The organism is Nocardia sp. NPDC046763, from assembly GCF_040645495.1.
Classification (GTDB): domain Bacteria; phylum Actinomycetota; class Actinomycetes; order Mycobacteriales; family Mycobacteriaceae; genus Nocardia.
The window spans coordinates 18,462-44,059 of sequence record NZ_JBEYYI010000024.1; the positions used below are offsets into that span (position 1 = coordinate 18,462).

Annotated in this window: 19 protein-coding genes; 8 read left to right on the forward strand and 11 right to left on the reverse strand. The window is 69.7% G+C overall.

What is annotated here, in order from left to right; all coding sequences use genetic code 11:
* Nucleotides 1-4 precede the first annotated feature (4 nt).
* A complete protein-coding gene (gene hutC, locus ABZ909_RS31460; protein ID WP_357007099.1) occupies nucleotides 5-760 on the reverse strand; it encodes a histidine utilization repressor in 756 nt (251 codons plus the stop codon).
* A 198-nt stretch (nucleotides 761-958) separates the two neighbouring features.
* On the opposite strand from hutC, the gene hutU reads away from it, so the two are divergent.
* The 5 genes from hutU to hutH all read left to right on the forward strand — a co-directional run bounded on the left by hutU (nucleotide 959) and on the right by hutH (nucleotide 7,947).
* Nucleotides 959-2,629 (forward strand): urocanate hydratase, encoded by a 1,671-nt coding sequence (gene hutU / locus ABZ909_RS31465; protein ID WP_357006812.1) that lies wholly within the window; start codon nucleotides 959-961, stop codon nucleotides 2,627-2,629.
* 6 nt (nucleotides 2,630-2,635) lie between these two features.
* Nucleotides 2,636-3,823, forward strand: coding sequence for an imidazolonepropionase (gene hutI, locus ABZ909_RS31470; protein ID WP_357006814.1), 1,188 nt, complete (start codon nucleotides 2,636-2,638; stop codon nucleotides 3,821-3,823).
* Complete coding sequence (gene hutG, locus ABZ909_RS31475; RefSeq protein WP_357006816.1) at nucleotides 3,820-4,779, forward strand: formimidoylglutamase; 960 nt, start codon at nucleotides 3,820-3,822, stop codon at nucleotides 4,777-4,779. The genes hutI and hutG overlap by 4 nt, the downstream gene beginning before the upstream one ends.
* A 117-nt stretch (nucleotides 4,780-4,896) precedes the next feature.
* A complete protein-coding gene (locus ABZ909_RS31480) occupies nucleotides 4,897-6,324 on the forward strand; it encodes an amino acid permease (protein WP_357006818.1) in 1,428 nt (475 codons plus the stop codon).
* Between the two features lie 39 nt (nucleotides 6,325-6,363).
* Nucleotides 6,364-7,947 (forward strand): histidine ammonia-lyase, encoded by a 1,584-nt coding sequence (gene hutH / locus ABZ909_RS31485; protein ID WP_357006820.1) that lies wholly within the window; start codon nucleotides 6,364-6,366, stop codon nucleotides 7,945-7,947.
* A 9-nt stretch (nucleotides 7,948-7,956) separates the two neighbouring features.
* Here the strand turns inward: hutH and ABZ909_RS31490 are convergent, their stop codons facing one another.
* From ABZ909_RS31490 to ABZ909_RS31510, 5 genes are all read right to left on the reverse strand, one after another.
* Complete coding sequence (locus tag ABZ909_RS31490) at nucleotides 7,957-9,186, reverse strand: acyl-CoA dehydrogenase family protein (RefSeq protein ID WP_357006822.1); 1,230 nt, start codon at nucleotides 9,184-9,186, stop codon at nucleotides 7,957-7,959.
* A 75-nt stretch (nucleotides 9,187-9,261) separates the two neighbouring features.
* A complete protein-coding gene (locus tag ABZ909_RS31495) occupies nucleotides 9,262-10,818 on the reverse strand; it encodes an alpha/beta hydrolase (protein ID WP_357006824.1) in 1,557 nt (518 codons plus the stop codon).
* Nucleotides 10,819-11,168: 350 nt separating this feature from the next.
* Nucleotides 11,169-13,766, reverse strand: coding sequence for a DNA translocase FtsK (locus ABZ909_RS31500; protein WP_357006826.1), 2,598 nt, complete (start codon nucleotides 13,764-13,766; stop codon nucleotides 11,169-11,171).
* Nucleotides 13,767-13,982: 216 nt separating this feature from the next.
* A complete protein-coding gene (locus ABZ909_RS31505; protein WP_357006829.1) occupies nucleotides 13,983-16,844 on the reverse strand; it encodes a BTAD domain-containing putative transcriptional regulator in 2,862 nt (953 codons plus the stop codon).
* A gap of 125 nt (nucleotides 16,845-16,969) precedes the next feature.
* The gene (locus ABZ909_RS31510; protein WP_357006832.1) at nucleotides 16,970-17,587 is read right to left on the reverse strand and encodes a TIGR03085 family metal-binding protein; all 618 of its coding nucleotides are present in this window, start codon (nucleotides 17,585-17,587) and stop codon (nucleotides 16,970-16,972) included.
* Between the two features lie 246 nt (nucleotides 17,588-17,833).
* Between ABZ909_RS31510 and ABZ909_RS31515 the strand changes: the two genes are divergently transcribed.
* A complete protein-coding gene (locus ABZ909_RS31515) occupies nucleotides 17,834-18,223 on the forward strand; it encodes a DUF4189 domain-containing protein (protein ID WP_357006835.1) in 390 nt (129 codons plus the stop codon).
* A 38-nt stretch (nucleotides 18,224-18,261) separates the two neighbouring features.
* A complete protein-coding gene (locus tag ABZ909_RS31520; protein ID WP_357006838.1) occupies nucleotides 18,262-18,822 on the forward strand; it encodes a hypothetical protein in 561 nt (186 codons plus the stop codon).
* A 227-nt stretch (nucleotides 18,823-19,049) separates the two neighbouring features.
* On the opposite strand, the gene ABZ909_RS31525 is transcribed toward ABZ909_RS31520, so the two are convergent.
* Both ABZ909_RS31525 and dapA read right to left on the reverse strand, forming a co-directional pair.
* Nucleotides 19,050-21,035 (reverse strand): RNase J family beta-CASP ribonuclease, encoded by a 1,986-nt coding sequence (locus ABZ909_RS31525; protein ID WP_357006841.1) that lies wholly within the window; start codon nucleotides 21,033-21,035, stop codon nucleotides 19,050-19,052.
* Nucleotides 21,032-21,940, reverse strand: coding sequence for a 4-hydroxy-tetrahydrodipicolinate synthase (dapA, locus tag ABZ909_RS31530; RefSeq protein ID WP_357006843.1), 909 nt, complete (start codon nucleotides 21,938-21,940; stop codon nucleotides 21,032-21,034). Before dapA ends, ABZ909_RS31525 begins: the two co-directional genes overlap by 4 nt.
* Nucleotides 21,941-22,086: 146 nt before the next feature.
* Here dapA and ABZ909_RS31535 point away from each other — a divergent pair, with 146 nt between their 5' ends.
* Entirely contained in the window at nucleotides 22,087-22,536 is a 450-nt protein-coding gene (locus tag ABZ909_RS31535; protein ID WP_357006845.1) for a hypothetical protein, read from the forward strand.
* Nucleotides 22,537-22,540: 4 nt separating this feature from the next.
* On the opposite strand, the gene ABZ909_RS31540 is transcribed toward ABZ909_RS31535, so the two are convergent.
* From ABZ909_RS31540 to ABZ909_RS31550, 3 genes are read right to left on the reverse strand one after another with little or no spacing between them, the layout of a single operon-like run.
* Complete coding sequence (locus tag ABZ909_RS31540; protein ID WP_357006847.1) at nucleotides 22,541-23,587, reverse strand: hypothetical protein; 1,047 nt, start codon at nucleotides 23,585-23,587, stop codon at nucleotides 22,541-22,543.
* The gene (locus ABZ909_RS31545; RefSeq protein ID WP_357006849.1) at nucleotides 23,574-24,863 is read right to left on the reverse strand and encodes an ATP-binding protein; all 1,290 of its coding nucleotides are present in this window, start codon (nucleotides 24,861-24,863) and stop codon (nucleotides 23,574-23,576) included. The genes ABZ909_RS31540 and ABZ909_RS31545 overlap by 14 nt, the downstream gene beginning before the upstream one ends.
* On the reverse strand, nucleotides 24,860-25,558 hold the full coding sequence (locus tag ABZ909_RS31550) for a response regulator transcription factor (RefSeq protein WP_357006851.1): 699 nt from the start codon (nucleotides 25,556-25,558) through the stop codon (nucleotides 24,860-24,862). Before ABZ909_RS31550 ends, ABZ909_RS31545 begins: the two co-directional genes overlap by 4 nt.
* Nucleotides 25,559-25,598 lie beyond the last annotated feature (40 nt).

Consider the following 25,598-nt stretch of genomic DNA (forward strand, 5'->3'; position numbering starts at 1 on the left):
CCCCTCAGGAAGTCTGCGCGTCGAAGGTTCCCGCGAGCCGGTAGCGGGAACCGGGATGCAGCAGCCGCGCCGAACTGACCAGCCGATCCTCCGACCACGTACGACGTCGGATCAGCAGACACGGCTCCGACTCGGTGAGCCCGAGCAGGGCACACTCGTCGGGGGTCGGCAGCACCGCCTCCACCACATGCTCGCCACGACCGAGCGGAGCCACCGACACCAGATACGTGTTGGGTGTCGTGGTCGTGAAGTCCTGTTCCAGATAGCGCGGCGCGAACTCGGGATTCACGAAGCGATCCTCCAGCTGGATCGGCAGTCCGTCCTCGAAATGCACCAGCTTCGAATGGAATACGGGGCTGCCGTCGGCGACGCCGAGATCCTGCGCGATCACCGAATCCGCCGGGCGCTGCTCCAGCGACACCACCTCGGCCCGATGCCGGTGGCCCCGGTCCCCGATCTCGTCGGCGATATTGCGCACCTCGACCAGCGCCGAACTGACCTTCCGCTCGGCCACGAACGTGCCGACACCGGTCAGCCGGACTACGAGACCGTCGGCGCTCAGCTCCCGCAACGCGCGATTGATGGTCATGCGCGACAGTCCCAGCGCACCGACCAGCTGATTCTCCGACGGCAGCAGCTCGCCCTCCCGCCAGCGCCCCGAGACGATCTGCTCCGTGATCAGATCCTTGACGCGCTGATACGCCGGGGCTGCTCCACGGCCGCGAGCCCGATACAGCGACGCGATATCCACCTCGTCCATCGCCACATTCGTCACCTGCTCCACATCCTGCCCATCGGTGGACACCCGCCCGTTCGGGCCCAAGTGTATCGGCGCTCCCGGCGGGGGCCCGCAGCGGTCAGGTGTCTCGGATCCGAGAATCTCTCGCGCCGACGCTGTTCCAGGCGTCGAATCCGGGGTGTTATGGGCGTCACGATCAGCCCATACACAGGAGTCCCGATGACCACCAACCCCACGTCCGGCCCCCGCCCGGTCCGTGCACCGCGCGGCACCGAACTGAACTGCCTCGGCTGGCAGCAGGAGGGCGCCCTGCGCATGCTGATGAACAACCTCGACCCCGAGGTGGCCGAGCGACCCGACGATCTGGTCGTCTACGGCGGCACCGGCCGCGCCGCCCGCAGCTGGGCGGCCTACGACGCCATCGTGCGCACGCTGACGACCCTGAAAGACGATGAGACGCTGCTGGTTCAGTCCGGCAAGCCGGTCGGCGTGATGCGCACCAGCGAATGGGCGCCGCGCGTCCTGCTGGCCAACTCCAACCTCGTCGGCGACTGGGCCAACTGGGAGCAGTTCCGCAAGCTCGAGGCCGAGGGCCTCATGATGTACGGCCAGATGACCGCGGGCTCGTGGATCTACATCGGCAGCCAGGGCATCCTGCAGGGCACCTACGAGACCTTCGGCGCGGTGGCGCGCAAGCGTTTCGGCGGCACCCTCGCCGGCACCATCACCCTGACCGCCGGCGTCGGCGGCATGGGCGGCGCGCAGCCGCTCGCGGTGACCATGAACGACGGCGTGGCGCTGTGCGTCGACGTCGACGTCACCCGCATCGATCGCCGCATCGCGCACGGCTACCTCGACACCAAGGCCGAAAGCCTCGAAGCCGCACTGGAACTGGCCGTCCAGAAGCGCGACGCGCGAGAACCGCTGTCCATCGGCGTGGTCGGCAATGCTGCGGAGATCTTCCCGCGCCTGCTCGCCATGGGCGCGCCGATCGACATCGTGACCGACCAGACCTCGGCCCACGACCCGCTGTCCTACCTGCCGATCGGCGTCGACGTCGCCGACTGGCACCGCCGCGCCGCCGAGGATCCCGCCTGGTTCACCACCGAGGCCCGCAAGTCCATGGCCGCCCACGTCGAGGCCATGGTCGGCTTCCAGGACGCTGGCGCCGAGGTGTTCGACTACGGCAACTCCATCCGCGACGAGGCCCGCAAGGGCGGCTACGAGCGGGCCTTCGAATTCCCGGGATTCGTGCCCGCCTACATCCGGCCACTGTTCGAAGAGGGCCTGGGCCCGTTCCGCTGGGCCGCCCTGTCCGGCGACCCGAAGGACATCGCCGCCACCGACCAGGCCATCCTCGAGCTGTTCCCGGAGAACGAGCACCTCGAGCGCTGGATCACCATGGCCGGGGAGAAGGTCCACTTCGAGGGCCTGCCCGCCCGTATCTGCTGGCTCGGCTACGGCGAACGCCACCGGGCGGGATTGAGGTTCAACGAGATGGTCGCCTCCGGGGAGCTGTCCGCGCCGGTCGCCATCGGCCGCGACCACCTGGACTCCGGTTCGGTGGCCTCCCCCTACCGCGAGACCGAGGCCATGGCCGACGGCTCCGACGCCATCGCCGACTGGCCGCTGCTCAATGCCCTGGTCAACACCGCGTCCGGGGCATCATGGGTGTCGATCCACCACGGCGGCGGAGTCGGCATGGGCCGTTCCATCCACGCCGGACAGGTGTGCATCGCCGACGGCACCGAACTGGCCGCCCGCAAGCTCGAGCGGGTGCTGTCCAACGATCCCGCCATGGGCGTGATCCGCCACGTCGACGCCGGCTACCAGCACGCGGCCGATGTCGCCGCCACGCGCGGTGTCCGAATCCCGATGCAGGAGAACTGAACTCACATGCACAACGAATCCGGGCAGTGGACGGTCGTCGACAATATCGGCGCACTGGTGACCAATGATCCCGAGATCGGCGCGGGCCCGCTCGGCGTGATCCGGGATGCCGCGGTGGTGCTCGGCGACGGCCTGATCCAGTGGGTCGGCCCGCGGGCGCGTCTGCCCGAGGGCAGCGCCGGCGCCCGGGTGGATCTGGAAGGCCGTGCCGCCCTGCCCGGATTCGTCGACAGCCATGCGCATCTGGTGTTCGGTGGTGAGCGGTCGGAGGAATTCGCGGCTCGCATGACGGGTGCGCCCTACAGTGCGGGCGGCATCCGGACGACCATCGCCGCGACCCGGGCGGCCACCGACACAGCGCTGAGCGCCAATGTCGCCCGCCTGGTCGCCGAGGCCCTGCGGACCGGAACCACCACGATCGAAACGAAGTCGGGCTACGGACAGACCGTTGCCGACGAGTTGCGGAGCCTCGAGATCGCCGCCCGGCACACGTCGGAGACGACCCTGCTGGCGGCGCACGTCACACCGCCGGAATTCGCCGGGCGCACCGACGATTACGTGCGGCTGGTCATCGACGAGATGATTCCCGCGTGCGCCCCGCACGCCACCTGGATCGACGTCTTCTGTGAGGAGGGCGCCTTCGACGCCGACCAGTCGCGTGCCGTGCTCGAGGCCGGTATCGCGGCCGGGCTCACGCCGCGAGTGCACGGCAACCAGCTCAGCTACGGCGCCGGCGTCCAGCTGGCGGCCGAGCTGGGCGCGGCCTCGGTCGATCACGTCACCTACACCACCGGCGAGGACATCGAGGCGCTGGCGGCGAGCACCACGGTCGCCACCCTGCTGCCGGGGGCCGACTTCTCCACGCGCAACAAATATCCCGACGCGCGGGCCCTGCTCGACGCGGGCGTGACGGTCGCCCTGGCCGCCGACTGCAATCCGGGCACCTGCTACACCACGAGCATTCCGTTCTGCATCGCACTGGCCGTCCGCGAAATGCACATGAGCCCGGACGAAGCCGTGTGGGCGGCGACTGCGGGCGGCGCGGCGGCCTTGCGGCGCAACGACATCGGATGCATCCGGGTCGGCGCGCGCGCCGATCTGATCGCACTGGACGCACCCTCGCACCTGTACCTGGCATACCGGCCGGGAGTGGCGCTGGTGCGCGAGATCTGGAAGGACGGACACCGGCTGTGACCGCTGTCGATCATCCGCCCGCCCCCTGGTCCGGTCGCGACGACGGCCCGGGTCCGGCACATCTGCGCTGGCACAACGCGATATCCCCGTTCACCCCCGAAACCCCGCCCGGGGCAAGCGTTCTGGTCGGATTCCGCAGCGATGAGGGGGTCCGCCGCAACAAGGGGCGGACCGGAGCTGCCACCGGCCCGGCCGCCCTGCGGCAGGCACTGTCGTCCATGGCGCTCCCCGGCCCGGCAAGCGTCATGGACGCCGGTGACGTGGCGGTCGAGGACGGGGATCTCGAATCCGGGCAGCGGCGACTGGGCGCGGTGGTCACCGAATTGCTCGACGGCGGGCATTTCGTGACGGTGCTCGGAGGCGGGCACGAGGTGGCCTACGCCAGCTATCTCGGCATCGCCTCCGGGGCCACGGTCGCCGCCGGGGCACGCCTGGGCGTGCTCAACCTCGACGCCCATTTCGATCTGCGCGCCGACCCAACGCCCAGTTCCGGGACGCCGTTCCGGCAGATGGCCGAGGGCGAGGCAGCGGCCGGGCGGGCGCTGAACTATGCGGTGCTCGGCATCTCGCAGCCGAGCAACACCGTGGCATTGTTCGAGACCGCCGCAACTCTGGGAGTGCGCTATCGGCTCGACGAGGACTGCACCGCCGCGGATATGCCCGGGGTGCGGGGTTTCGTCGAGGAGTTCCTGGCCACCGTCGATGTCGTGTATCTGACCATTGACCTGGATGTGCTCCCCGCGCCCGTCGCGCCGGGCGTCAGCGCCCCGGCCGCGTACGGCGTGCCGCTCGAAGTGATCGAGCGGGTGTGTGACCTGGTCGCGGGCAGCGGCAAACTGGCACTGCTGGATGTGGCGGAGCTGAATCCGGATCTCGATATCGACCATCGGACCGCGCGCACCGCCGCTCGGCTGATCCACCGGATCGTGACTCGACGCGATGGCCAACTAAATTAGTTGCCATTGTGTAACTACCCGCTCTTGACACAGTTGTATAGACAGCCCTATACATGTGTGAACGCACTCACAATCCCTGTCGGGCTGCGTTATGAACAACACCAGGGAGTTCGATCCGTGAAAGACATCTCCTCGACCCTGACCCGGGGTCTCACCGCCCGCCACATCCGATTCATCGCACTCGGTTCGGCCATCGGCACCGGCCTCTTCTACGGATCGGCCGAGGCGATCAAACAGGCCGGCCCTTCGGTGCTGCTGGCCTACCTGATCGGCGGCGTCGTGATCTTCATCGTGCTGCGGGCGCTGGGCGAAATGGCGGTCCGCAACCCGGTGTCCGGTTCGTTCGGTGAGTACGCCAGCCAGCACATCGGTCCACTGGCCGGGTTCATGACCGGCTGGACCTACATCTTCGAGATGGTCATCGTGCTGCTGGCCGACACCACCGCGTTCGGGGTCTACATGGGGTTCTGGTTCCCGGATGTCCCCCGATGGATCTGGGTGCTGGCGATCGTCTTCTTCATCGGCGCGATCAACCTGCTCAACGTCAAGGTGTTCGGCGAGCTCGAATTCTGGTTCAGCCTGATCAAGGTCGTCGCGATCATCGCCATGATCGCGGGCGGAACCGCCGTGCTGATCTGGGGATTCGGCATCCATGACACCAGCACGGGCCTGTCCAACCTGCACGCCGGCGGCGGATTCTTCGCCAACGGCGTGGGCGGCTTCCTCGGGTGCTTCGCGATCGTCATGTTCGCGTTCGGCGGCTCGGAGATCATCGGCGTCACCGCGGGCGAGGCGGAGAATCCCGAGAAGACGATTCCGCGGGCCATCAACACCGTCCCCGCCCGCATCATGCTGTTCTACGTCCTGACCCTGACCGTGATCATGGCCGTCACGCCGTGGAACCAGATCGGCGACGAGGGCAGCCCGTTCGTGCAGATCTTCAAGAGCCTGGGTCTGGGGTCGGCGGCGACCGTGCTGAACGTCGTGGTGATCACGGCGGCCCTGTCGGCGATCAACAGCAATATCTTCGGCGCGGGCCGGATGATGTACGGCATGGCCCTGCGCGGGCAGGCCCCGGCCGTGATGCGGCGGGTCTCCCGCAACGGCGTGCCGTGGATGACCGTCGTGATCATGGTGTCGGCCCTGCTGGTCGGCGTGATACTCAACTACCTGATTCCGGACCGGGTCTTCGTGGTCATCGCCTCCATCGCCACCTTCGCCACCGTCTTCGTCTGGCTGATGATCCTGGTGTCCCACTTCCGCTCGCGTAGGCAGATGAGCGCAGCGGAGGCGGCCGAGCTGAAGTTCCCGGTGCCGCTGTGGCCCTACCTGCCGATCTTCGCGATCGCGGGCCTGGCGTTCGTGATCGTCCTGCTCGCCTTCGACGCCGACACCCGGGTGGCGCTCATCGTCGGCGCGGTGTGGCTGGTCCTGCTCACCGCCGCCTACCGGCTGTGGTGCCGGCCCGCAACCGAACCCGCCCCGGCGGCCCGCGCGGACCAGGCGCCCGGGACCACCCCCTCACTGACCGCAGACCGTCTCTGACCGCAGACCTCTATCAACCGCAGATTGGACAACACCACGATGAGCTCGAACACCCTCCGCCTTTCCGAAGAGCACACCTTGGCAGCAGGCGACGTCGAAGTCGGCGTCGGCGCTCTCACCCCCGAGGACGTGGTCCGGGTCGCCCGTGGCAATGCCACCGTGCGGCTGTCGGAGGACGCGCTCACCGTGATCGCGGCGAGCCGCACCCGGATCGAGGCGCTGGCGGCCGACCCGAAGCCGGTCTACGGCGTATCGACCGGTTTCGGCGCGCTCGCCACCCGGCACATTCCGCTGGAACTGCGAACTCAGTTGCAGCGCAGCCTGGTTCGCTCGCACGCGGCCGGTTCCGGGGCGGAGGTCGAGCGTGAGGTGATTCGCGCGCTGATGCTGCTGCGGCTGTCCACGCTGGCGACCGGCCGGACCGGCGTGCGTGTGGAGGTCGCCCAGGCGTATGCGGCGCTGCTGTCGGCGGGGATCACGCCGGTGGTGCACGAGTACGGCAGCCTCGGCTGTTCCGGCGACCTGGCGCCGCTGGCGCACGTCGCCCTCGCGGTGATGGGTGAGGGCATGGTCCGCGATGCGGACGGCACGCTCATGCCGGCCGCGCAGGCGCTGGCCGCGGCCGGCCTCGAGCCGGTGGTCTTCGCCGAGAAGGAGGGCCTGGCGCTGATCAACGGCACCGACGGCATGCTCGGCATGCTCGTGCTGGCCTGCCACGACCTGCGCCGGCTGCTCCGCCTGGCCGACGTGACCGCGTCGATGAGCGTCGAGGGCCTGCTCGGCACCGACAAGGTGTTCGCCGCCGACCTGCAGGCCCTGCGCCCGCAGCCGGGTCAGGCGCTCGCCGCCTCGAATATGGTTCGGCTGCTGCAGGGTTCGGGCATCGTGGCCAGCCACGCGACCCCCGACTGCACGGTGGTGCAGGACGCCTACTCGCTGCGCTGCGCCCCGCAGGTCGCCGGCGGCGCGCGCGACACCCTCGCGCACGCCGAACGGATCGCGTCGTACGAACTGTCCAGCGCCGTGGACAACCCGGTGGTCACCCTCGACGGCCGGGTGGAGTCCAACGGCAACTTCCACGGTGCGCCGGTGGCCTACGTGCTGGACTTCCTGGCCATCGTGGTCGCCGACGTGGCCAGCATCAGCGAGCGCCGCACCGACCGCTTCCTGGACCGGGCCCGCAACCACGGCCTGCCGCCGTTCCTGGCCGATGATCCCGGCGTCGACAGCGGCCACATGATCGCCCAGTACACGCAGGCCGCGATCGTCTCCGAGCTCAAGCGCCTGGCCGCGCCCGCGAGCGTGGACTCGATCCCCTCCTCGGCGATGCAGGAGGACCACGTGTCGATGGGCTGGTCGGCGGCCCGCAAGCTGCGCCGCGCCATCGACGGCCTGACCCGGGTGCTGGCCATCGAGGCCCTCACCGCGGCCCGCGCCCTGGATCTGCGGGCTCCGCTGGAACCGTCCCCCGCGACCGCCGCGGTCCGCGACCGGATTCGCGAGGTGGTCGAGGGACCGGGCGCCGACCGCTACCTGGCACCGGAGATCGAAGCGGTCGTGCAGCTGGCGGCCTCGGGCGAGTTGCTGGCCGGCGCCGAATCCGTGGTGGGCCCGCTGTCCTGAGCGCGGGAGTTAACCGCCGAGCAGGCCCTTGGCGATGTGGGTGACCTGAATTTCGTTGCTGCCCGCGTAGATCATGAGCGACTTGGCGTCGCGGGCGAGCTGCTCGACCTTGTACTCGGCCATGTAGCCGTTGCCGCCGAAGAGCTGCACGGCCTCCATGGCGACCTCGGTCGCGGCGCGCGAGGAGTACAGCTTCATGGCCGAGGCCTCGGCGAGGGAGACCTTCTCGCCCGCGGCGGTGCGCTCGATGGCGTTGAACACCATGTTCTGCACATTGATTCGGGCGATCTCCATCTCGGCCAGCTTGAGCTGGATGAGCTGGAACTGGGCGATCTCCTTGCCCCACAGCTTGCGCGACTTGGCGTAATCGACGCTGAGCCGATGGCATTCGTTGATGATGCCCAGGGCCAGCGAGGCGATGCCGATGCGCTCGGCGGCGAAAGACTCCTTGGCACTGTCCTTTCCGTCGCCCTTGGCCGGATTCTCGGTTTCGCCGAGCAGCCGGTCGGGGGTGATGCGGACATTGTCGAAGAACAGTTCGCCGGTGGGCGAGGAGTTCATGCCCATCTTCTTGAAGGCGGCGCTCTGGGTGAAGCCGGGCATGCCCTTGTCGAGCACGAAGGTGAGCACCTTGCGGTCGCGGCGGTCGGTGCCGTCCTCCTCGTCCAGCTTGGCGTAGACGACGGTGACATCCGCGTACGGGCCATTGGTGATGAAGGTCTTCCGGCCGTTGAGGATGTAGTCCTCGCCGTCGCGGCGGACGTAGGACTTCATGCCGCCGAAAGCGTCTGAGCCCGAATCGGGTTCGGTGATGGCCCAGGCGCCGACCTTCTCGAAGGTGACCAGCTCGGGTAGCCAGCGCTTCTTCTGCGCCAGGGTGCCGCGGCTGCGAATGGTACCGACGGTGAGGCCGAGGCTCACGCCCATCGAGGCCACCAGGCCCAGGCTGATGCCGGCGAGCTCACTGTTGAGGATCACGCCCATGCTGCCCGATCCGCTGAACCCGCCGCCGGACTTGCCCGGCTTGTTCTCGACGCCGCCCTCTTCCCGCGCGAAGGCCTTCTCCAGGCCCTCCCGGGCGAGCTCGTCCAGGCCGAAGGTCGCGTACAGCTTGCGGATGGTGTCGAAGGGCGGCAGCGCACCGCTTTCCAGCTGCTCGACGTTGGGTTTGATCTCCTTGTCGATGAATCCGCGCAGGGCGTCGCGGAACATCAGGTCTTCGTCGGACCACTGATACATGTAGTGAACTCCCGAGGGCTCGCCGGAACGGTTACCCCGAATATAGAACACGTTCTACTTCGGCCGTTGGCGAGATCAGCCGGGCAGCTCGGTGGGCGGGTTGGGTGTGGTGATGGCCGCGGCCCCAGCCGCACCGAGAGTGACGTCGCCGGATTCGAGGTAGCGCACGACCGCCGCATCGACGGGTTGGTTGCCGCGGCCGAACGAGCCGTGGTCGGTGCCGTCCACCCAGACCAGGGTGCCGTTCAGGGCGGCGGCCATGGCCGGGCCGCCCGCCGCGGGGGTGGCGGTGTCGCGGGTGCTCTGCAGCACCAGCGGACGGGTCGCCAGGCCGGTGCCGTCGACACGGACGCGATCGGACGAGGCGGGCCAGGCTCCGCAGAACGCACCGGAGACCTGCAGGCGGGAGAAGAAGGCGAAAATGCTCGCGCCGGAGACGAAGTCGCCGATCGCGGCCGGGACGGCGGCCGGGTCCGGGGTTCCGGTGTCCTCGTTGCAGGTGATCGCGTCGTACATCCACTGGCCGGTCGGATCCAGGGCGTTCCGCTCGGTCAGGTAGGTGAGGAATTCGGTGTGCTGCGGGTCGGCGCGGTACCGGCGCATCCCCTCGGCGAGATCCGGCCACAGGTTGCGCGAGTACACCGCGGTCGAGGCGGCGGCATAGGTCGGGCTGGTCGTGCCACTCGGATGCCGCACGGTCTGCACCAGATTCGCGATTCGACCGGAAACCTCGTCCGCAGCGGGCGTCCGACCCGGCGCGGTGAGCGCACCACCCGCACCGCCGAGCGCCGGATCGAGGCGGGCCAGCCAGCCGCCGCCCTGCGCGTCGACCTGCCGGACCCATTCGGCGGCAACGGCATTGCGGGTGGCGCCCAGGCCATAGATGGAGTCGTTGGCGGCGATCCAATCGAACAGTTCGGTGAAGCCCGCCTCCCGGGCCCGCCAGCCCTGCGCGAATTGCTCCCGCCAATCCCACTGCGGGTTCACATTGCCGTCCAGCACCAGGTGATCGACGTGCGGGGCGAACAGGGTGGCATACGCGGCGCCCAGGAAGGTGCCGTATGAGCCGCCGTAGAAATCGATCCGGTCGGCGCCCAGGGCCTGCCGCGCCGAATCCAGGTCGCGCGCCAAGGTTTCGGTGGTGATGGTGCGCGGATAGCCTGGATCCGCGCTCTCACACGCGGATCGGTCGGTCACCGGAATGACGACCATGGTGGTCGTCTTGCACTGCAGTGGGGTCGCCCACCGCAGCCCGCGTGGCTGCACCGCGATCTCATCGAACTCCCGATGCAGGTCGGGCACTGTCACGTTCCGGGGCGCCCAGAACCCGAGGGCGTCCGCGCCCGGCCCGCCCTGGCCGACGAACAGCACCCCGTGCTTGTGCGCCGGATCGCTCGCCGGAATCCGGCTGATCGTGATGTCGATGTGCCGGCCGTCCGGTGCCGCGTAATCCATCGGCACCGACAGGCTCGCGCACTCGGCATCGCCCGCCTTCGACTCGGCCGGGCAAGGCCCCCACAGCAATTCGCCGCCCGGCTCGGCGGCCGCCACCGGCGCGATCCCCGTGGCCATTACTCCGCAGGCGGCCACGGCGGCCGTCCGCAACCAGCGTGCCGAACGCACTCCACCCATCACTGCCCCTCCCCAAGGCGCGATCGAATCCGCCGCCACCCTACCGCGCAGGCTCCAGATGGCGGGCCGGTACCGCCGCACTCATGACCATCGGATCACCGACTTCCGGATGCTGCCCGAGGCAGCGCACCAGCGCCTCGGGACCGGACGTGGTCATGTGTGGTTCCGGATCGCCGACGAACTGCGGCCAGCGAAAGCAGTTGGCGCAGTATGCGTGACAGGTTTGGTCGTTGCGAGGGAAGTAGAGCACCGTGTGCCGGTACTTGTGCTGCATGCCGTCGAGATCAGGTCCTCGACCTGGCCGCCGCTCTCCGGTGCGATCAAGCGATACCGATGACCGGTTCGGCCGACTACTCCTGCGGCGCTTCGCCATCCGAGGTGGGCGGCGCGCCGTCGCCGCCTCGGATGGTCCAGAGGAGACCGTCGAGTTCGTCGGGTTTGATGAGTACATCTCGGGCCTTGGAGCCTTCCGAGGGGCCGACGACTCCTCTGGTTTCCATGAGGTCCATGAGGCGGCCGGCCTTGGCGAAGCCGACGCGGAGTTTGCGTTGCAGCATGGAGGTGGAACCGAATTGGGAGGTGACGACCAGTTCGATGGCCTGCAGCAGCAGGTCGAGGTCGTCGCCGATGTCGGGGTCGACGTCCTTCTTCTCGCCGGGCTTGGCGGCGGTGACGCCCTCCTGGTAGTCGGGTTCGGCCTGGGTCTTGGCGAAGTCGACGACGGCGGCGATCTCCTCGTCGGAGATGAATGCGCCCTGTAGACGGGTCGGTTTGCTTGCGCCCATGGGCAGGAACAGGCCGTCACCCATGCCGATGAGCTTCTCCGCGCCGGGCTGGTCCAGGATGACGCGCGAGTCGGTCAGCGACGAGGTCGCGAAGGCCAGGCGGGACGGGACGTTCGTCTTGATCAGACCGGTGACGACGTCCACCGAGGGCCGCTGGGTGGCCAGCACGAGGTGAATGCCTGCGGCACGGGCCTTCTGGGTGATGCGGACGATGGCGTCCTCGACATCACGCGGCGCGGTCATCATGAGGTCGGCGAGCTCGTCGACGATGGCCAGGATGTACGGGTAAGGGCGGTACACCCTTTCGCTGCCCAGCGGCGCGGTGATCTGGCCGGACTTCACCTTCCGGTTGAAGTCGTCGATATGGCGGACCTTGTTGGCCTGCATGTCCTGATACCGCTGCTCCATCTCCTCCACCAGCCAGGCCAGCGCCGCCGCGGCCTTCTTGGGCTGGGTGATGATGGGGGTGATCAGGTGCGGAATGCCCTCGTAGGGCGTCAGTTCCACCATCTTGGGGTCGATGAGGATCATGCGCACCTCATCGGGGGTGGCCCGGCACAGCAGCGAGACCAGCATGGAGTTGACGAAGCTGGACTTACCCGAACCGGTCGAACCGGCCACCAGCAGGTGCGGCATCTTGGCCAGATTGGCCGCCACGAACTCGCCCTCGATGTTCTTGCCAAGACCGATCACCAGCGGATGGTGGTCGTTGCGGGTGCTCGAGGCCTTCAGCACGTCAGCCAGGCGCACCAGTTCGCGGTCCGCGTTCGGCACCTCGATGCCGACGGCCGACTTGCCCGGAATCGGCGCCAGCAGACGGACATTCTCGGTCGCCACCGCGTAGGCGATATTGCGGGCCAGGGCGGTGATCTTCTCGACCTTCACGCCGGGACCCAGCTCCACCTCGTAGCGGGTGACCGTCGGGCCGCGCACGAAACCGGTGACCGCGGCGTCGATCTTGAACTGCACCAGCACCTCGGTGATGGCCTCGATCATGGATTCGTTGGCCGCACTGCGCTTCTTCGGCGGATCGCCGTCGGTGAGCAGCGACAGCGCCGGCAGCGTGTAATCGCCGTCCACCTCGCGGTCGGTGACGAACTCCAGCTGCTGCGGCTCCGGTGGCGGCGGGGTCTGGTCGACGACCTTCGCGACGGCCTTGCGCGGCTTGGGCTTCGGCTTCTCCTCCGGCGCGGCGATGTCCTTGGCGTCCTGCAGCGGCGGCTCGCCGATGATCTCGGTGGTTGCGTCGGAACCCGCGAACTCGTCGGTCGGATAGTTCTCCGACGGGGTACGGCCGCGGCGCTTGCGCACCTCGGGACGGTGCATCGGGAAGCCGTCGGCGTCATAGCTGTCGGGGTCGTAGAGGCCGTGTTCCTCGGAGTAGCTCTCGTATTCGTCGCCGCCCGCGCCGGTGCCGAAGATCTCCCGCAGCCGGGCGGGCACATCCCGCGCCTGGGTGCCGGTGAGCAGCAGCAGCCCGAAACCGATGGCCAGCATGAGCAACGGCACCGCCAGGAAGGCGCTCAGCCCCTCACCCAGCGGACCGCCCACCACGTAGCCGACGAATCCGGCTGCGTGCGCGCGACCGTGCGCGTCGGACGGCGAACCCGCCGCCAGATGCCACAGACCCAGCACCGGCAGCCCGGCCAGCAGACCACCCAGCACCAGCCGGGGCCGGATCTCCGGCTGCGGCTCGGTCCGCATCAGAATCACCGCGATGGCCACCGCCACGAATGGCAGTGCCGCCGAGGCGGATCCGGCCACCCCGCGCACGACGGCATCCACCCAGTGCCCGACCGGGCCGCCCGCCGACATCCACACGGCCGCCGCGATCACGAAGGCGAAAGCCACCAGCCCCAGCCCGATCCCATCGCGCCGATGCCCGTGCTCGATCTCCCCGGCCCGGCTGACCGCCCGCGTCGTCGCGCCCAACCCCCGCGCCATCACGGTCCAGCCGTTGGTGACGCCCCGCCGAACTACCGCGAGCGGTGCGGTATTCGATCCGCGCCGCGGTGCGGGCCGCCGCGCCGGCGCCTTCCGTCCCGCTCCCCCACGCCCCTTCGCGGGGGTGCGGGGGCTGCGCGCGCGGGCCTGTGCAGGAGCCTGCCCCCGCGTAGCCCCCGCTCGCGAACGTGACGTTCCGGTGCGGGCCTTACCTGCCATGCGTCCCAGGCTAGCCGCAACAGCACCACCGGGACCATCCGCAACACCCGGCCCACCCGAATCGGAAACTGTGGCGCTCACAACCAAAAACCCGCACCGACGGCCCGATCACCCGCCTCGAAGCGACCCGAAACCACCCGTCGCACTACGGCGGGCCGCGGCTGTTCCGGCCCATTCGCGCGCTGGAAAACCACCACGTCCTGCAGCGGGCCCGGATCAGCGGGTCGCGGGGAGCGCGGGGCCGGCGGTCCAGGTGGTGAGGGCGGTGTCGAAGTCCGGGATCTGGGTGCTGGCGGTGCGATAGCACTCGGCGGCGTCGAGGGTGCGACCCAAACGGCGCAGGGCCGTGTAGCGGACCAAGAGGTTGTGCGTGTGGGCGGCGCCACCGGCCGAGATCCGGGTGGCCTCGGCACGTTCGGCGTGCTCGGCGGCCTGGTCGTAGCGGCCGGCGGCCAGATCGGCCCGGGCGGCACGGGCGTGGATCACCGACTCGAAGCGGGTGTTGCCGAAGCGGCGGGCGGTGACCAGGGCGGCATCGAAAAGGCGGGCGCCGCGATCGGCGTCGCCCTCGCTGCTGAGAATCCAGGCGGCCTCGGTCAGGCCCCACACCACATTGCGGCGCACACCGGACTCGTTGTCGCCGACCACCGCCCGGGCCGCGGCGGCCAGGGAGTCGCGGTTGCGGCCGGCCGCCGAATAGGCCCGGGCGAGCAGCGAATACGCGACGCGGACGCACTCGGAGCTGTCGGCGCGACGGTAGTAGGTGAGGGCGGTCGCGAAATGCGTTGTGGCGCGGGCCGGGTCGCCATCGTGCAGGGCGAGCATGCCCGCGAAGCCCTGAATCGCGCCGGAGGTCCAGGGATCGATATCCGGATCGTCGTCGGCGAGCAGCCCGCGCACGTGCACGGCCGCACCGTGCGGCTCCTCCAGTTCCGCGGCCAGCGCGAAGACCAGCGCCAGCCGGACGCGGCGGGCCGCCACGATGTCACCGTCGGAAGTGATGGCCTGCACCAGCTCTTCGAGGACCTTGACCAGGTCGACGGTGGCGTCACAGGACAGCCCCGTCTCGGCGACGGTCAGCGCCAGGTCCGCAGCCAGCACCCGATGCCGGGGTGTCCCCGCGACCGCCAGCCGATAGACGGCGGCCAGGTTACGGCGCTCGATGGTGAGGAAGTCGCGGGTCGAGTCCAGATCGCCGAGGCGGGTGCCGGGGTGCCCGGTCGGTGCGAGGCGCAGCCGCAGACCCGGATGTCGCACGCGCAGCACCGTTTTCATGGTGGCCAGGTAGTAGTCGAGCAGGCGGGCGGTGACATCGAGCTCGCGCTCACGGTCGGGGCGGCCGAGCGCGAACAGGCGCATCAGGTCGTGATAGTGGTAGCGGCCCCGGCCGACCGATTCCAGCATGCCGCGATCAACCAGCTCCTCGCACAGGTCCTCGGCCACCGATTCGACGGTGTCGAGGACCGCGGCGGTGGCGGCCAGCGAGAGTTCGGGCAGATCGGCGACCGCGAGCAGCCGGAAGGCCCGCGCCGCGTCCGGCGGCAGTTGCTCGTAGCCCGCGCGGAAGGCGGCCGTCAGCGCCAGGTCCCCGGCCCGGAAGCGGTCCAGGTCATGGCGTTCGGCCGCGAGCCGGTCCGCCTCGGAGACCACCGTCCACTGCGGCCGGGCCGCCACCCGCGCGGCCACGATGCGCACCGCCATGGGCAGCAGGCCGCACAGTTCCACAATGCGGCGCACCGCGTCGGGTTCGGCCGCCACTCGCACCGCGCCGACGATGCGGGTGAACAGGGTGACGGCCTCTTCGGGTTCGAGCACCGTCAGCGCCGCGGACCGTACACCGGGCAGGGCGGTGAGCGGGCGGCGCGCCGTCACCAGCACCGCGCAGCCGGACTCCCCCGGCAGCAGCGGCGCGACTTGCGCTGCGTCGCAGGCATTGTCGAGCACGATCAGCAGGCGGCGGCCACTGCTGGCGGACCGGAACAGCGCGGCCCGCTCGGCGACGCCGACCGGAATCTCCTTCTGCGCCACGCCCAGTGCCCGCAGGAACGCGCCCAGCACGTGCTCGGGTTCGGCCGGCGTCGCGCCCGCGCCGAACAGATCCACGTACAGCTGGCCGTCCGGGTACAGGTCCCGGATCCGGTGTGCCACATGCAGAGCCAGCGCCGTCTTGCCGACCCCGCCCATGCCGGAGATGGCCACGATCGGCCGGGTCGCGCCGAGCACGGCGCACAGATCGCGCACCAGGTCGTGACGTCCGGTGAAATCGGCGGTGTCGGGCGGCAATTGGGCCGGCCGGGGCGCAATGACGGTGATCGGCGCGGTCTCCGATGCCACGGTGGGCAGCTCGTCGGCCAGGATCTGGCGGTGCAGCTCCGCCAGCGCCGGTCCCGGCTCGATGCCCTGCTCGGCCACCAGCAGCCTGCGAATGCGCTGATATTCCTCGAGCGCCTCGGTGCGGCGGCCCGCCCGGTAGAGGGCCGTCATCATGAGCCCGCGCAGCCGCTCACTGTGCGGATCACCGGTGATGAGCGCGGCCAATTCGGCCATGGCGTGCGAGAAGTCGCCGCGCTGCACGGCGAGCTCGAGGAGGTCTTCGGTGAGGACGCGATGCAGCCGCCGCAGCCGTGCGCGTTCGGCCGCGGCCCACGGCCCGGGCACGCCGGTCAGCGGATCACCGCGCCAGGCGCCCAGCGCGTCACGCAGCGCGGCGGTGGCGGTCTCCAGGCAGCCGGCGGCCCGCGCCTCGGCCGCCTCGCCGCGCAGCCGGTCGATCCGGTCGACATCCAGGTGCAACGGCCCGTCCAGGCGATACCCGCGCGCTTCCGACGACAGCAGCACCGTCTGCTGCGCGGCCAGATGCTTGCGCAGCGCCCATGCGTAATTCCGGAGCGCGCCCACCGCCGAGCTCGGCCGTTCGGCACCCCAGATGCCGTCCACCAGTTCCTCGACCGACACCGTGCGCCCGTGCGCACACGCCAGGATGGCCAGCGCCGCCTGCTGTTTGGGTGGCATGGGCGGAATCGGCACGCCATCGGCCGTCAACTCGACCGGTCCGAGAACCGCCAGTTGCCAAGACATTGCCTACCACCTCATCACACACGGGCCGCTGCCGAGGAAGCAAGCTACCGCTCGACGCGTGATCGTTTCATGACCGGTGTGCGCGCTGCCACTCCCGCCGGAGCATGCTCCCGCGGCCGGGTATGTCAGACGCTGCGGTCGAGGGCGTGCACCAGTGCCACGTCGTCCGGGGCGCCGGTGGCCTCGAGCCGAACGGCATTGCGGCCGAAGGCATGCAGCAGCAGCTCCGACGGCGGTCCGGCCAGCACCACGGTGCGGTCACCGGCCTGGCGGGCGACGGTGCGGCGGCCGTCGGGCGTGGAGAGCGCGACAGTAACCGGCGATTTGCGATATGCCATGCGCGCCAAGCCCGTCAGCACCTTCCAGAGCTGGTTCTCATCGGCGGCGGACAGGGTGCGCGGCTCCCAGCCGGGCGCGGCGCGGCGGACGTCCTCATGGTGGACGAACATCTCGGTGGTGTTCATCAGCGAGTCGACCGGGCGCAGCAGGAACGGCGGGCCGCTGCGCACCTCGTCGAGCAGGTCGGCGAACGGGCGCCGAGTGACCTTGCGCTGCACGCGGTCCAGATAGGAGGCGAAGGGCTTCAGCAGGATGCCGGGTGCGGCGTCGGGGCGGCGTTCCCGGACGACCAAGTGGGCGGCCAGGTCTCGGGCCGTCCAGTCGCCGCACAGCGTGGGCGCGTCCGGGCCGGCTTCGGCCATCGCCTGAACCAGGGCCTGGCGCTCCCGTTGAGCCAAAGTCATGAGGGGAACCTTAGTCGGGGATGTCCGAAGGTGCACGCGGCGTTAAGCGAACCACCCGGTCCTCCATAAGGGCGGGAGTTGATCGTGATCACCGCGTCCGGTTGTGCCAGTGCGGTCGGCCGCGACGCCCCGCTCGACGACGCCGCACAAAACACAGATCCGGGTTGGCGTCAACCTTTCCGTATCGGTAGCTTGATCCCTCGGTCCATAGGGTCGTGGATCCGAAAGCAAAAGAAGGGCAACACTTTGAAGAAGATTGTCAGCGGCGCAGCCGTGATGGTCGCGGCCGCCGGCTCCCTGCTGGCCGCAACCGCGGCTCCGGCCAATGCCTACCAGGACTATTACTACGGCGCCATCGCGCTGTCGCCGTCCACCGGTCATATCGGCTACTCCTACGACTATTCCGACAGCCCCTCGGCGCAGAACGCCGCCATGAGCTCGTGCCCCCAGGCCGACTGCCACATCGTGGCGCGCTTCGCCAACGGCTGTGGCGCGATCGCCTACTCGTCGCGCGACGGCTACTACACCTTCGGCGCGGCCTCCTCGCGCAGCGCGGCCAAGGGCCAGGCGCTGGGCCGGAACTCCGGCGACGCCACCATCATTCACTGGAACTGCACCACCGGCTACGAGCTTTAATCCGACGGCGCCATTCCAAAACAACGGGGAGAATTTCGTTGAAGCACAACATCCTTCGCGCGACCGCCGCGCTGCTGCTGACCACCTCGGCCTTCGGCCTGGTGGCCTGCAGCAAGTCCGATGACAGCACCAAGGCCGCGTCCACCACCACCGCGGCCGCCCCGGCCGGCAAGTTCGACGGCAGCACCGAGGGCGACGGCAAGATCACCGGCGCGGCCCCCGCCCCCACCACGGTCGCGGATCTGCCCAAGCCGAGCGTGCAGGACCTGAACGACAAGGTCACCAAGGCGTTCGACCCGTCCATCGACTCCAAGACCAAGACCGACTGGATCGAGGACGCCGCCCTGGACCCGCAGCTGGCCCAGAAGCTGGTCGACGCCGCCAAGGCCAACAACGTCACCATCAAGATCACCAATGTCGGCGACCCGGCGAACGGCAAGCTCAAGGCCGACGCCGACGTCACCATCGACGGCAAGCCGGTCCAGAACGCCACGGTCTCCTTCGTCGCCGACGGCAGCGACTGGAAGATCGACCACAACTACGCCTGCAGTATCGTCAAGGCCGCGAAGCTCGATTCGGCCGCCTGCCAGGACAAGTAGAAACTCTTGTAGTTCCCGCCCCAGGCGGAGTGTTGTTTCCGCCCCAGGCGGAATGCCACCTCCGGCGGAGGAACCCCTGGCGGTAGACTCGCCCAGTTTTTCCCGCCCCCGACAGCCGGACTGTCGGGGGCGGAGCTGTCTTCGCCGTGGATTCGGCTGTGCGACAAGCGAAACCGCCCGAGCAGCGGAATGCGCTCGGGCGGTTCGGTTTTCGGTTGTGCGCCGGGTCAGACGCCGATGACCGTGGGGACGATCATGGGGCGGCGGCGGTAGGTCTCGGCCACCCAGCGGCCCACCACGCGGCGGACGGACTGAGCGATGCGGTGGGTGTCGGTGACACCCTCGACCGCCAGGCGGTGCAGTTCGTTCTCGACGAGTTCCTGGGCGCCGGACAGCGCCTCGGGGTCGTCGGAGAAGCCGCGGCCGCTGACCTCCGGTGTGCTGATGGCCTTTCCGGTGGCCGAGTCGACGGCGACATTGATGGAGATGAAACCGCCCTCGCCCAGGACCAGGCGGTCGGACAGGGTGGACTCGCCGACGTCGCCGACCGAGAGGCCGTCCACGTAGACCTGGCCGACCGGGACACGGCCGGAGATGGAGGCGATGCCGTCCACCAGATCGACCACCACGCCGTTCTCGGCCAGGATGACCCGCTCCTCGGGCACGCCGGTGGCCACCGCGAGCGCGCCGTTGGCGCGCATGTGCCGCCACTCGCCGTGCACGGGCATGGCGTTGGTGGGGCGGACCGCGTTGTAGAGGTAGAGCAGCTCACCCGCCGAAGCATGGCCGGAGACATGGACTTTCGCGTTCTGCTGGGTGACGACCGTGGCGCCCAGGCGGGCCAGGCCGTTCACAACCGCGAAGACCGCGTTCTCGTTGCCGGGGATCAGCGAAGAGGCCAGCACCACCAGATCGTCCGGGCGGATATTGATCTGGCGGTGATCGCCGCGCGCCATGCGCGACAGCGCCGACAGCGGTTCACCCTGCGAACCGGTGGAGATCAGCACCAGCTTGTGCACCGGCAGGTTGGCGGCCTGATCCAGATCGACCACCAGGCCGTCCGGGATGTCCAGATAGCCGAGGTCCTGCGCGATCTGCATATTGCGGACCATGGACCGGCCCACGAAGCAGACCCGGCGGTCGTAGCGCTGCGCCACGTCCACCACCTGCTGGATGCGGTGCACGTGAGAAGCGAAGGAGGCCACGATGACCCGGCCCTTGGCCTTGCCGATCACGTTGTCGAGCACCGGGCCGATCTCGCGCTCGGGCGTGACGAAGCCCGGCACCTCGGCATTGGTGGAGTCGACCAGGAACAGGTCCACGCCCTCGTCGCCGAGGCGGGAGAACCCGGCCAGGTCGGTGAGGCGGCCGTCGAGCGGCAGCTGATCCAGCTTGATGTCACCGGTGTGCAGCGCGATGCCCGCGGGCGTACGGACGGCCACCGCGATGGCGTCCGGGATCGAGTGGTTGACCGCGAAGTACTCGCAGTCGAACGCGCCGTGCTGGGTGCGCTCGCCCTCGGTGACCTCGATGAGGTTGGGCTGCAACCGATGTTCGCGGCACTTGGCCGCCACCAGGGCAAGGGTGAACTTCGCGCCGATGACCGGAATGTCGCGCCGCAGGCGCAGCAGGAACGGCACCGCGCCGATGTGATCCTCGTGCCCATGGGTGAGGATGACCGCGACGATATCGTCCATGCGGTTCTCGATCGGACCGAAGTCGGGCAGGATCAGGTCGACGCCGGGCTGCTGATCCTCAGGGAACAGCACACCGCAGTCGACGATCAGCAGCTTGCCGTCGTACTCGAAAACGGTCATGTTGCGGCCGATTTCGCCGATACCGCCGAGCGCGAACACCCGCAGGCCGCCCTTGGGCGCCTTGGGCGGGGTGCCCATCGCGTGCGGATCGCGCGGGGCCGGGGCCGGCTCGCGATCGCGGCCGCCCTGCCGGGACCGGCTGCCGGCGCGGCGGCTGCGGTCGCCGCCGCGGCCGCCACGGCCGCCACGCTCCCGAACCGGTTCGGCCGCAGCTGATTCCGTGCGCGGGGCGGCGGCTTTCACCGATTCCTGCGGCACGGCAGCGGTGCTCTTCTGCGCGGCGGGTTCGGCCTGGGCCGGAGTCGGCGCGGGCTGCACGGGAGTCTCCGGAGCCGGGGCGGGCGCACCGGCCGCGCGGCTGGCGGTACGGCGGGGGCGACGAGCGGGGCCGGTCATGCGAGCACCCCGGCCGCGCGCAGGTCCACCGCGAGTTCGTCGAGTTGATCCTGGGTCGGCATGAGTTGCGGCAGCCGTGGTTCCCCGGTCTCGACGCCGAGCAGGCGCAGCGAACCCTTGGTCATGGCGACGCCGCCGAGGCGGGCCATGGCCCGGTTCAGCGGGGCCATGCTCACATTGAGCTCCCGTGCCCGCCGCACATCGCCGGCGCGGTAGGCGTCGACCATGGCGCGCAGGCGGTCCGGCACGAGATGGCCGATGACACTGATGAATCCGGTCGCGCCGACCGACAGCCACGGCAGGTTGAGCACATCGTCGCCGGAGTAGAAGGAGAGCCCGGTCTCCGCGATCAGCTCGGCGCCGGCGCCCAGGTCGCCCTTGGCATCCTTGACCGCGACGATGCGCGGGTGCTCGGCGAGCCGGCGAATGGTGTCGGTGGCAATGGGAACCACCGAGCGCGGCGGAATGTCGTAGAGGGTGACCGGCAGGTCGGTCGCGTCCGCGACGGCGGTGAAGTGAGCGAACAGACCGTCCTGACTGGGACGCGAGTAGTACGGGGTGACGACCAGCAGGCCGTGCGCGCCCGCCCGCTGCGCGTTGCGGGCCAGTTCGATGCTGTGCGCGGTGTCGTAGGTGCCGGCGCCCGCGATGACGGTGGCGCGGTCGCCCACGGCGTCCACGACGGCGCGCAGCAGATCGAACTTCTCGGACTCGGTGGTGGTCGGCGATTCCCCGGTGGTGCCGGAGACGGCGAGCAGATCGACGCCACCGTCGATCAGGCGGGCGGCCAGCGCGACACCGGCATCGACGTCGAGCTTGCCTTCGACCGTAAAGGGGGTCACCATCGCGACACCTACTGTGCCGGACGCGTGCAGCTCGGTTCGCGTCGATTCACCGTTCGTCATAGTCAGAAGGCTACAGCCTTGCCGGAACGGGTTTTGCATCGTTATACCCGAACCGTGCCCGGCGCGATGGTGATTCGCATCAAGCGCCCACTTCTGGCGTCAGAAGTTTCCTTGAATGACATCAGCAACGACGTCACACTGGTGTCATGGATCTCAACAAATACACCGCCCAGCTGCGCGAGAACCTCATCGCCGCCGCAGCACTCGGCGATGAGAAAACCCAGGCTACGGCCGCCGCCCTGGCCGCCGCCACCGAGAACTCCGCCCGGCTGGTGTTGCTGGCCGCTCTTTCGGAACTGGCCGCCGAGGTGAGCGCGACCCTCCCCGACCGCACGGTGCACGTGTCGGTCGACGGGACCGACGCCCACATCGACGTGCGCAAGACCGCGGGCGAAGAGGAACACCCCACCTTCGACGAGGTCACCGGCGACATCAGCCGGGTGACGCTGCGACTGGTGGAGCAGATCAAGGCCCGCGCCGAGGAGGCGGCCGCGCAGAGCGGGCAGTCGCTGAACTCGTGGCTGTCGACCACCGTTCAGTCCGCGCTGCGCGACCAGATGAAGCGGGGTGGCCCGGGCCGCTGCGACGCTCCCTGACCGCTCAATCGGTGATGGTCGTGACCTTGCCGTCGGTGTCGATTTCGGTGCGGCGGTCCTCGTCGGGGGCCGTCGCCAGCACGGTGGCGAGTACGTGCCGCCCCAGCGGCAGCACCCGGACCGTGATGCGGCCGGCATTGATGGCGTCGAGTTCCCTTGTGGCGGCATCGATCACGCGCTTGCGGACCCATTCGGGGACGCCCGTGAAACCGCCGTCGTCGAGGAGCACGACCTCCACGCCACGCGCCCGCGCGCCCCGGGCCGCGCCGCTGAGCTCGTCGGTGACCAGCTGCGGTGCGCGCAGGCCGTCGCGGAGTTCGGCTTCCAGCAGCCGGCACTCCTCACGTTCGGCGGCGGTCAGCTCCGCGCCGTCGGCGATGCGTTCCAGGATCGGCCGGGCCACCCGGTCCAGGCGGGCGAGCTGACGGGTGCGCTCGCTGTCTGCGGCCGCCATGGTGGCCTCGGCCGCGGCACGCATCATGGCGTCCTCGCGCAGGATTCGCAGCGACCGCTGCATGGGTCGCATGATCGCGGCGAACACCGAGATGGCGGTGACGGTGCCGACCGGTACCACCGAGCCGACCAGGGTGCCGGGTTGCAGATGCGAGCCCAGACCGAGGACCACCAGCACCGTCGCGACGGCGATGACGCCGACCCACGCGGTGCGAATCCGCCCGCGCAGCACCAGGACCGCGAGTACATAGGACGAGGCGAAGGCCGACCACACCGACTCGTTCGGCAGATCGTGGGTGGGGGTCATGACCGTCAGGGCGGTGGCAACCGGCGGTGCGGCGGCCGCGTACAACGCCACCGGAATCGGCAGCGGGTCCACCGGAATCGCGGTGACCAGCGCGGCCGCGCTGAGCATGAGCACCAGGCTGGCGAAGGCGGCCCACGGCGGTGACTGGCCGAAATTGCCCAGCATGTACAGCGCGATGACGGCCTCGAGAATGAGCAGGAACAGCCAGGCGGCGCTGCCGCGCAGCCCGAGCAGGTCGCGCAGCCCGAATCGAGGTTCCAGGTCGATAGGGGAACTGTCAGCGGGAGCCATCGCCACCCCACACCAGTGTCACGATGGTGCCCTCGCCCGGTTGGGATTCCACGAACGCCGAGCCGCCGGCCAGCTGGCGCATGCGACCCAGGATGCTCATGGAGATGCCGAGGCGGTCGGCGGAGACGGCGGCCAGGTCGAAACCCGCGCCGTCATCGCTGAAGGCGATGCGAATACTGCCCGCGCTGACCGTGGCGGTGACGGTGCGGCGCACCTCCCGGCCCGGAACGGAGGCGTGGCGCAGACTGTTTCGCACCGCCTCGATGAGCGCGGCGGCGATCGTGCTGGCCGAGTGCACGGGCATGCGCAGGTCGTCGTAGCCGGGCCAGGTGCGGGTGGTGAAGCGGATGCTCGGATTGATCTCCTGCACCGCGGCCCGCAGGAACAGCACCGCGGAGCGGGCGTCGAGCAGGTCTGGATCGCGCTGCGCGCCGCGGGATTCGTCGAACTGCTCCAGGGTGCGTTCGGCCTGGCGTTGCAGCACATCGGATTTGGTGCCCGTCCGGGACGCCTCGAGCAGGGTGGAGAGCACGGCGTCGTGGATGAGGGCGGCGAAGCGGCCGCGCTCCCGGTCGCGGGACTGAGCGGCGGCCTGGGCGGCGGCACGGCGGCTGGCGATGGCGGATTCGCGGTCGACCCGGGCCGCGGCGCCGGTGGCGGCGGTGCCGCACCAGACGAACAGGGCCGCCAAACCCGCTGAGCGCAGGAAGTTCTCGGTCACATGCTCCGGGGTGACCCTGCTGAGCGTGTACACGGTGGCCAGCGCCGCCGAGGTCGCGGCGGCCAGCAGATAGATCACGGTCACGCGGCTGGACCAGGCCAGCACCGCCGCCGTTACCGCCAGCGCGGTCACCCGGTACGGCCAGACCGTGGTGGCGTCCACAGTGTGAATTTTCAGCCCGAACGGGATGGAGGCCAGGGCGCCCAGGAAACTCAATGCCGCGCAGCCGCAGACGAAGCGGACGGCCCGCGGACCCGACACCGCCGACACCACGGCGATGATCGGATACCAGCCGAAGGCCAGCACCACCGCGGTCACCGTCCACCAGGCCGGCGCGTAGCGGCCCTGTTCGGCCACCTCCGGCAGCTCGACACCCCCGACGATGATGCCGGCGATACCGATGGAGATGCCCAACCGCCGCATGATGCGGTCGTAGGCGGCGATGGCCGAGTCCTCCCGCATGCTGAGGCGGCCGCGCAGGCGCTGGGTGTATGCCGCGAGGGACGGCATCGGCCGGGGTGCGGCCGGGGATTCCAGGGCGCCCGAGGCGGTCATGCGCGCGGATTCCGCTCGGGAACGGGCAGCCACCCGTCCTCGACGGCCCGCTTGTACAGATCGGTCTTGGTGGGGGCCGGGCGGCCGGCGTCGGCGTACTTCTGCCGGATGCGGCCCAGGTAGTCGTTGACGGTCTGCTCGGACAGGCCGGTCATGCGCGCGACCCGCGAGGCCTTCTCCCCCGACGCGTACAGCTGCAGCACCTGCTGCTGGCGCGGGCTCAGCCCGACATCGGACAGCTGCGGGTCGCCGTCGATGGCGGCGGCCCAGTCGGTGGTCACCACCTGCTCGCCGTGCGCGGCCCGGCGCACGGCCGCGACCACCGTCGGCATGTCCTCGGACTTGCGCACCACACCCAGCACGCCCGCCCGCGCGGCCGACCGGACCAGGAACGGGTTGTCCGCTCCGGTGAACACCAGCACCTCGATCCCCCGCGCCCGCAGCGCTCGCACATTGTCATCGGGCGAGGACCCGTCCGCGAGCCGCAGATCCAGCACCACCAAATCCAATTGCGGCCCCGCCGACAGCAATTCCGCCACGGTCCCCGCCGTGATCACCAACTCCAGATCGGCTTCGGGGGCCAGCATGGCCGACAACCCGATCGCCACCGACTCATGGTCCTCGACCAGCCCGATGCGGCGTATCCCCGACTCTTGCGCCTCCACGGCGGCCGTCACCTCTTCCCTCACTCCCATGTGACGTTCCCTGAGAACGCCCCCACGAGTATGACCGGCG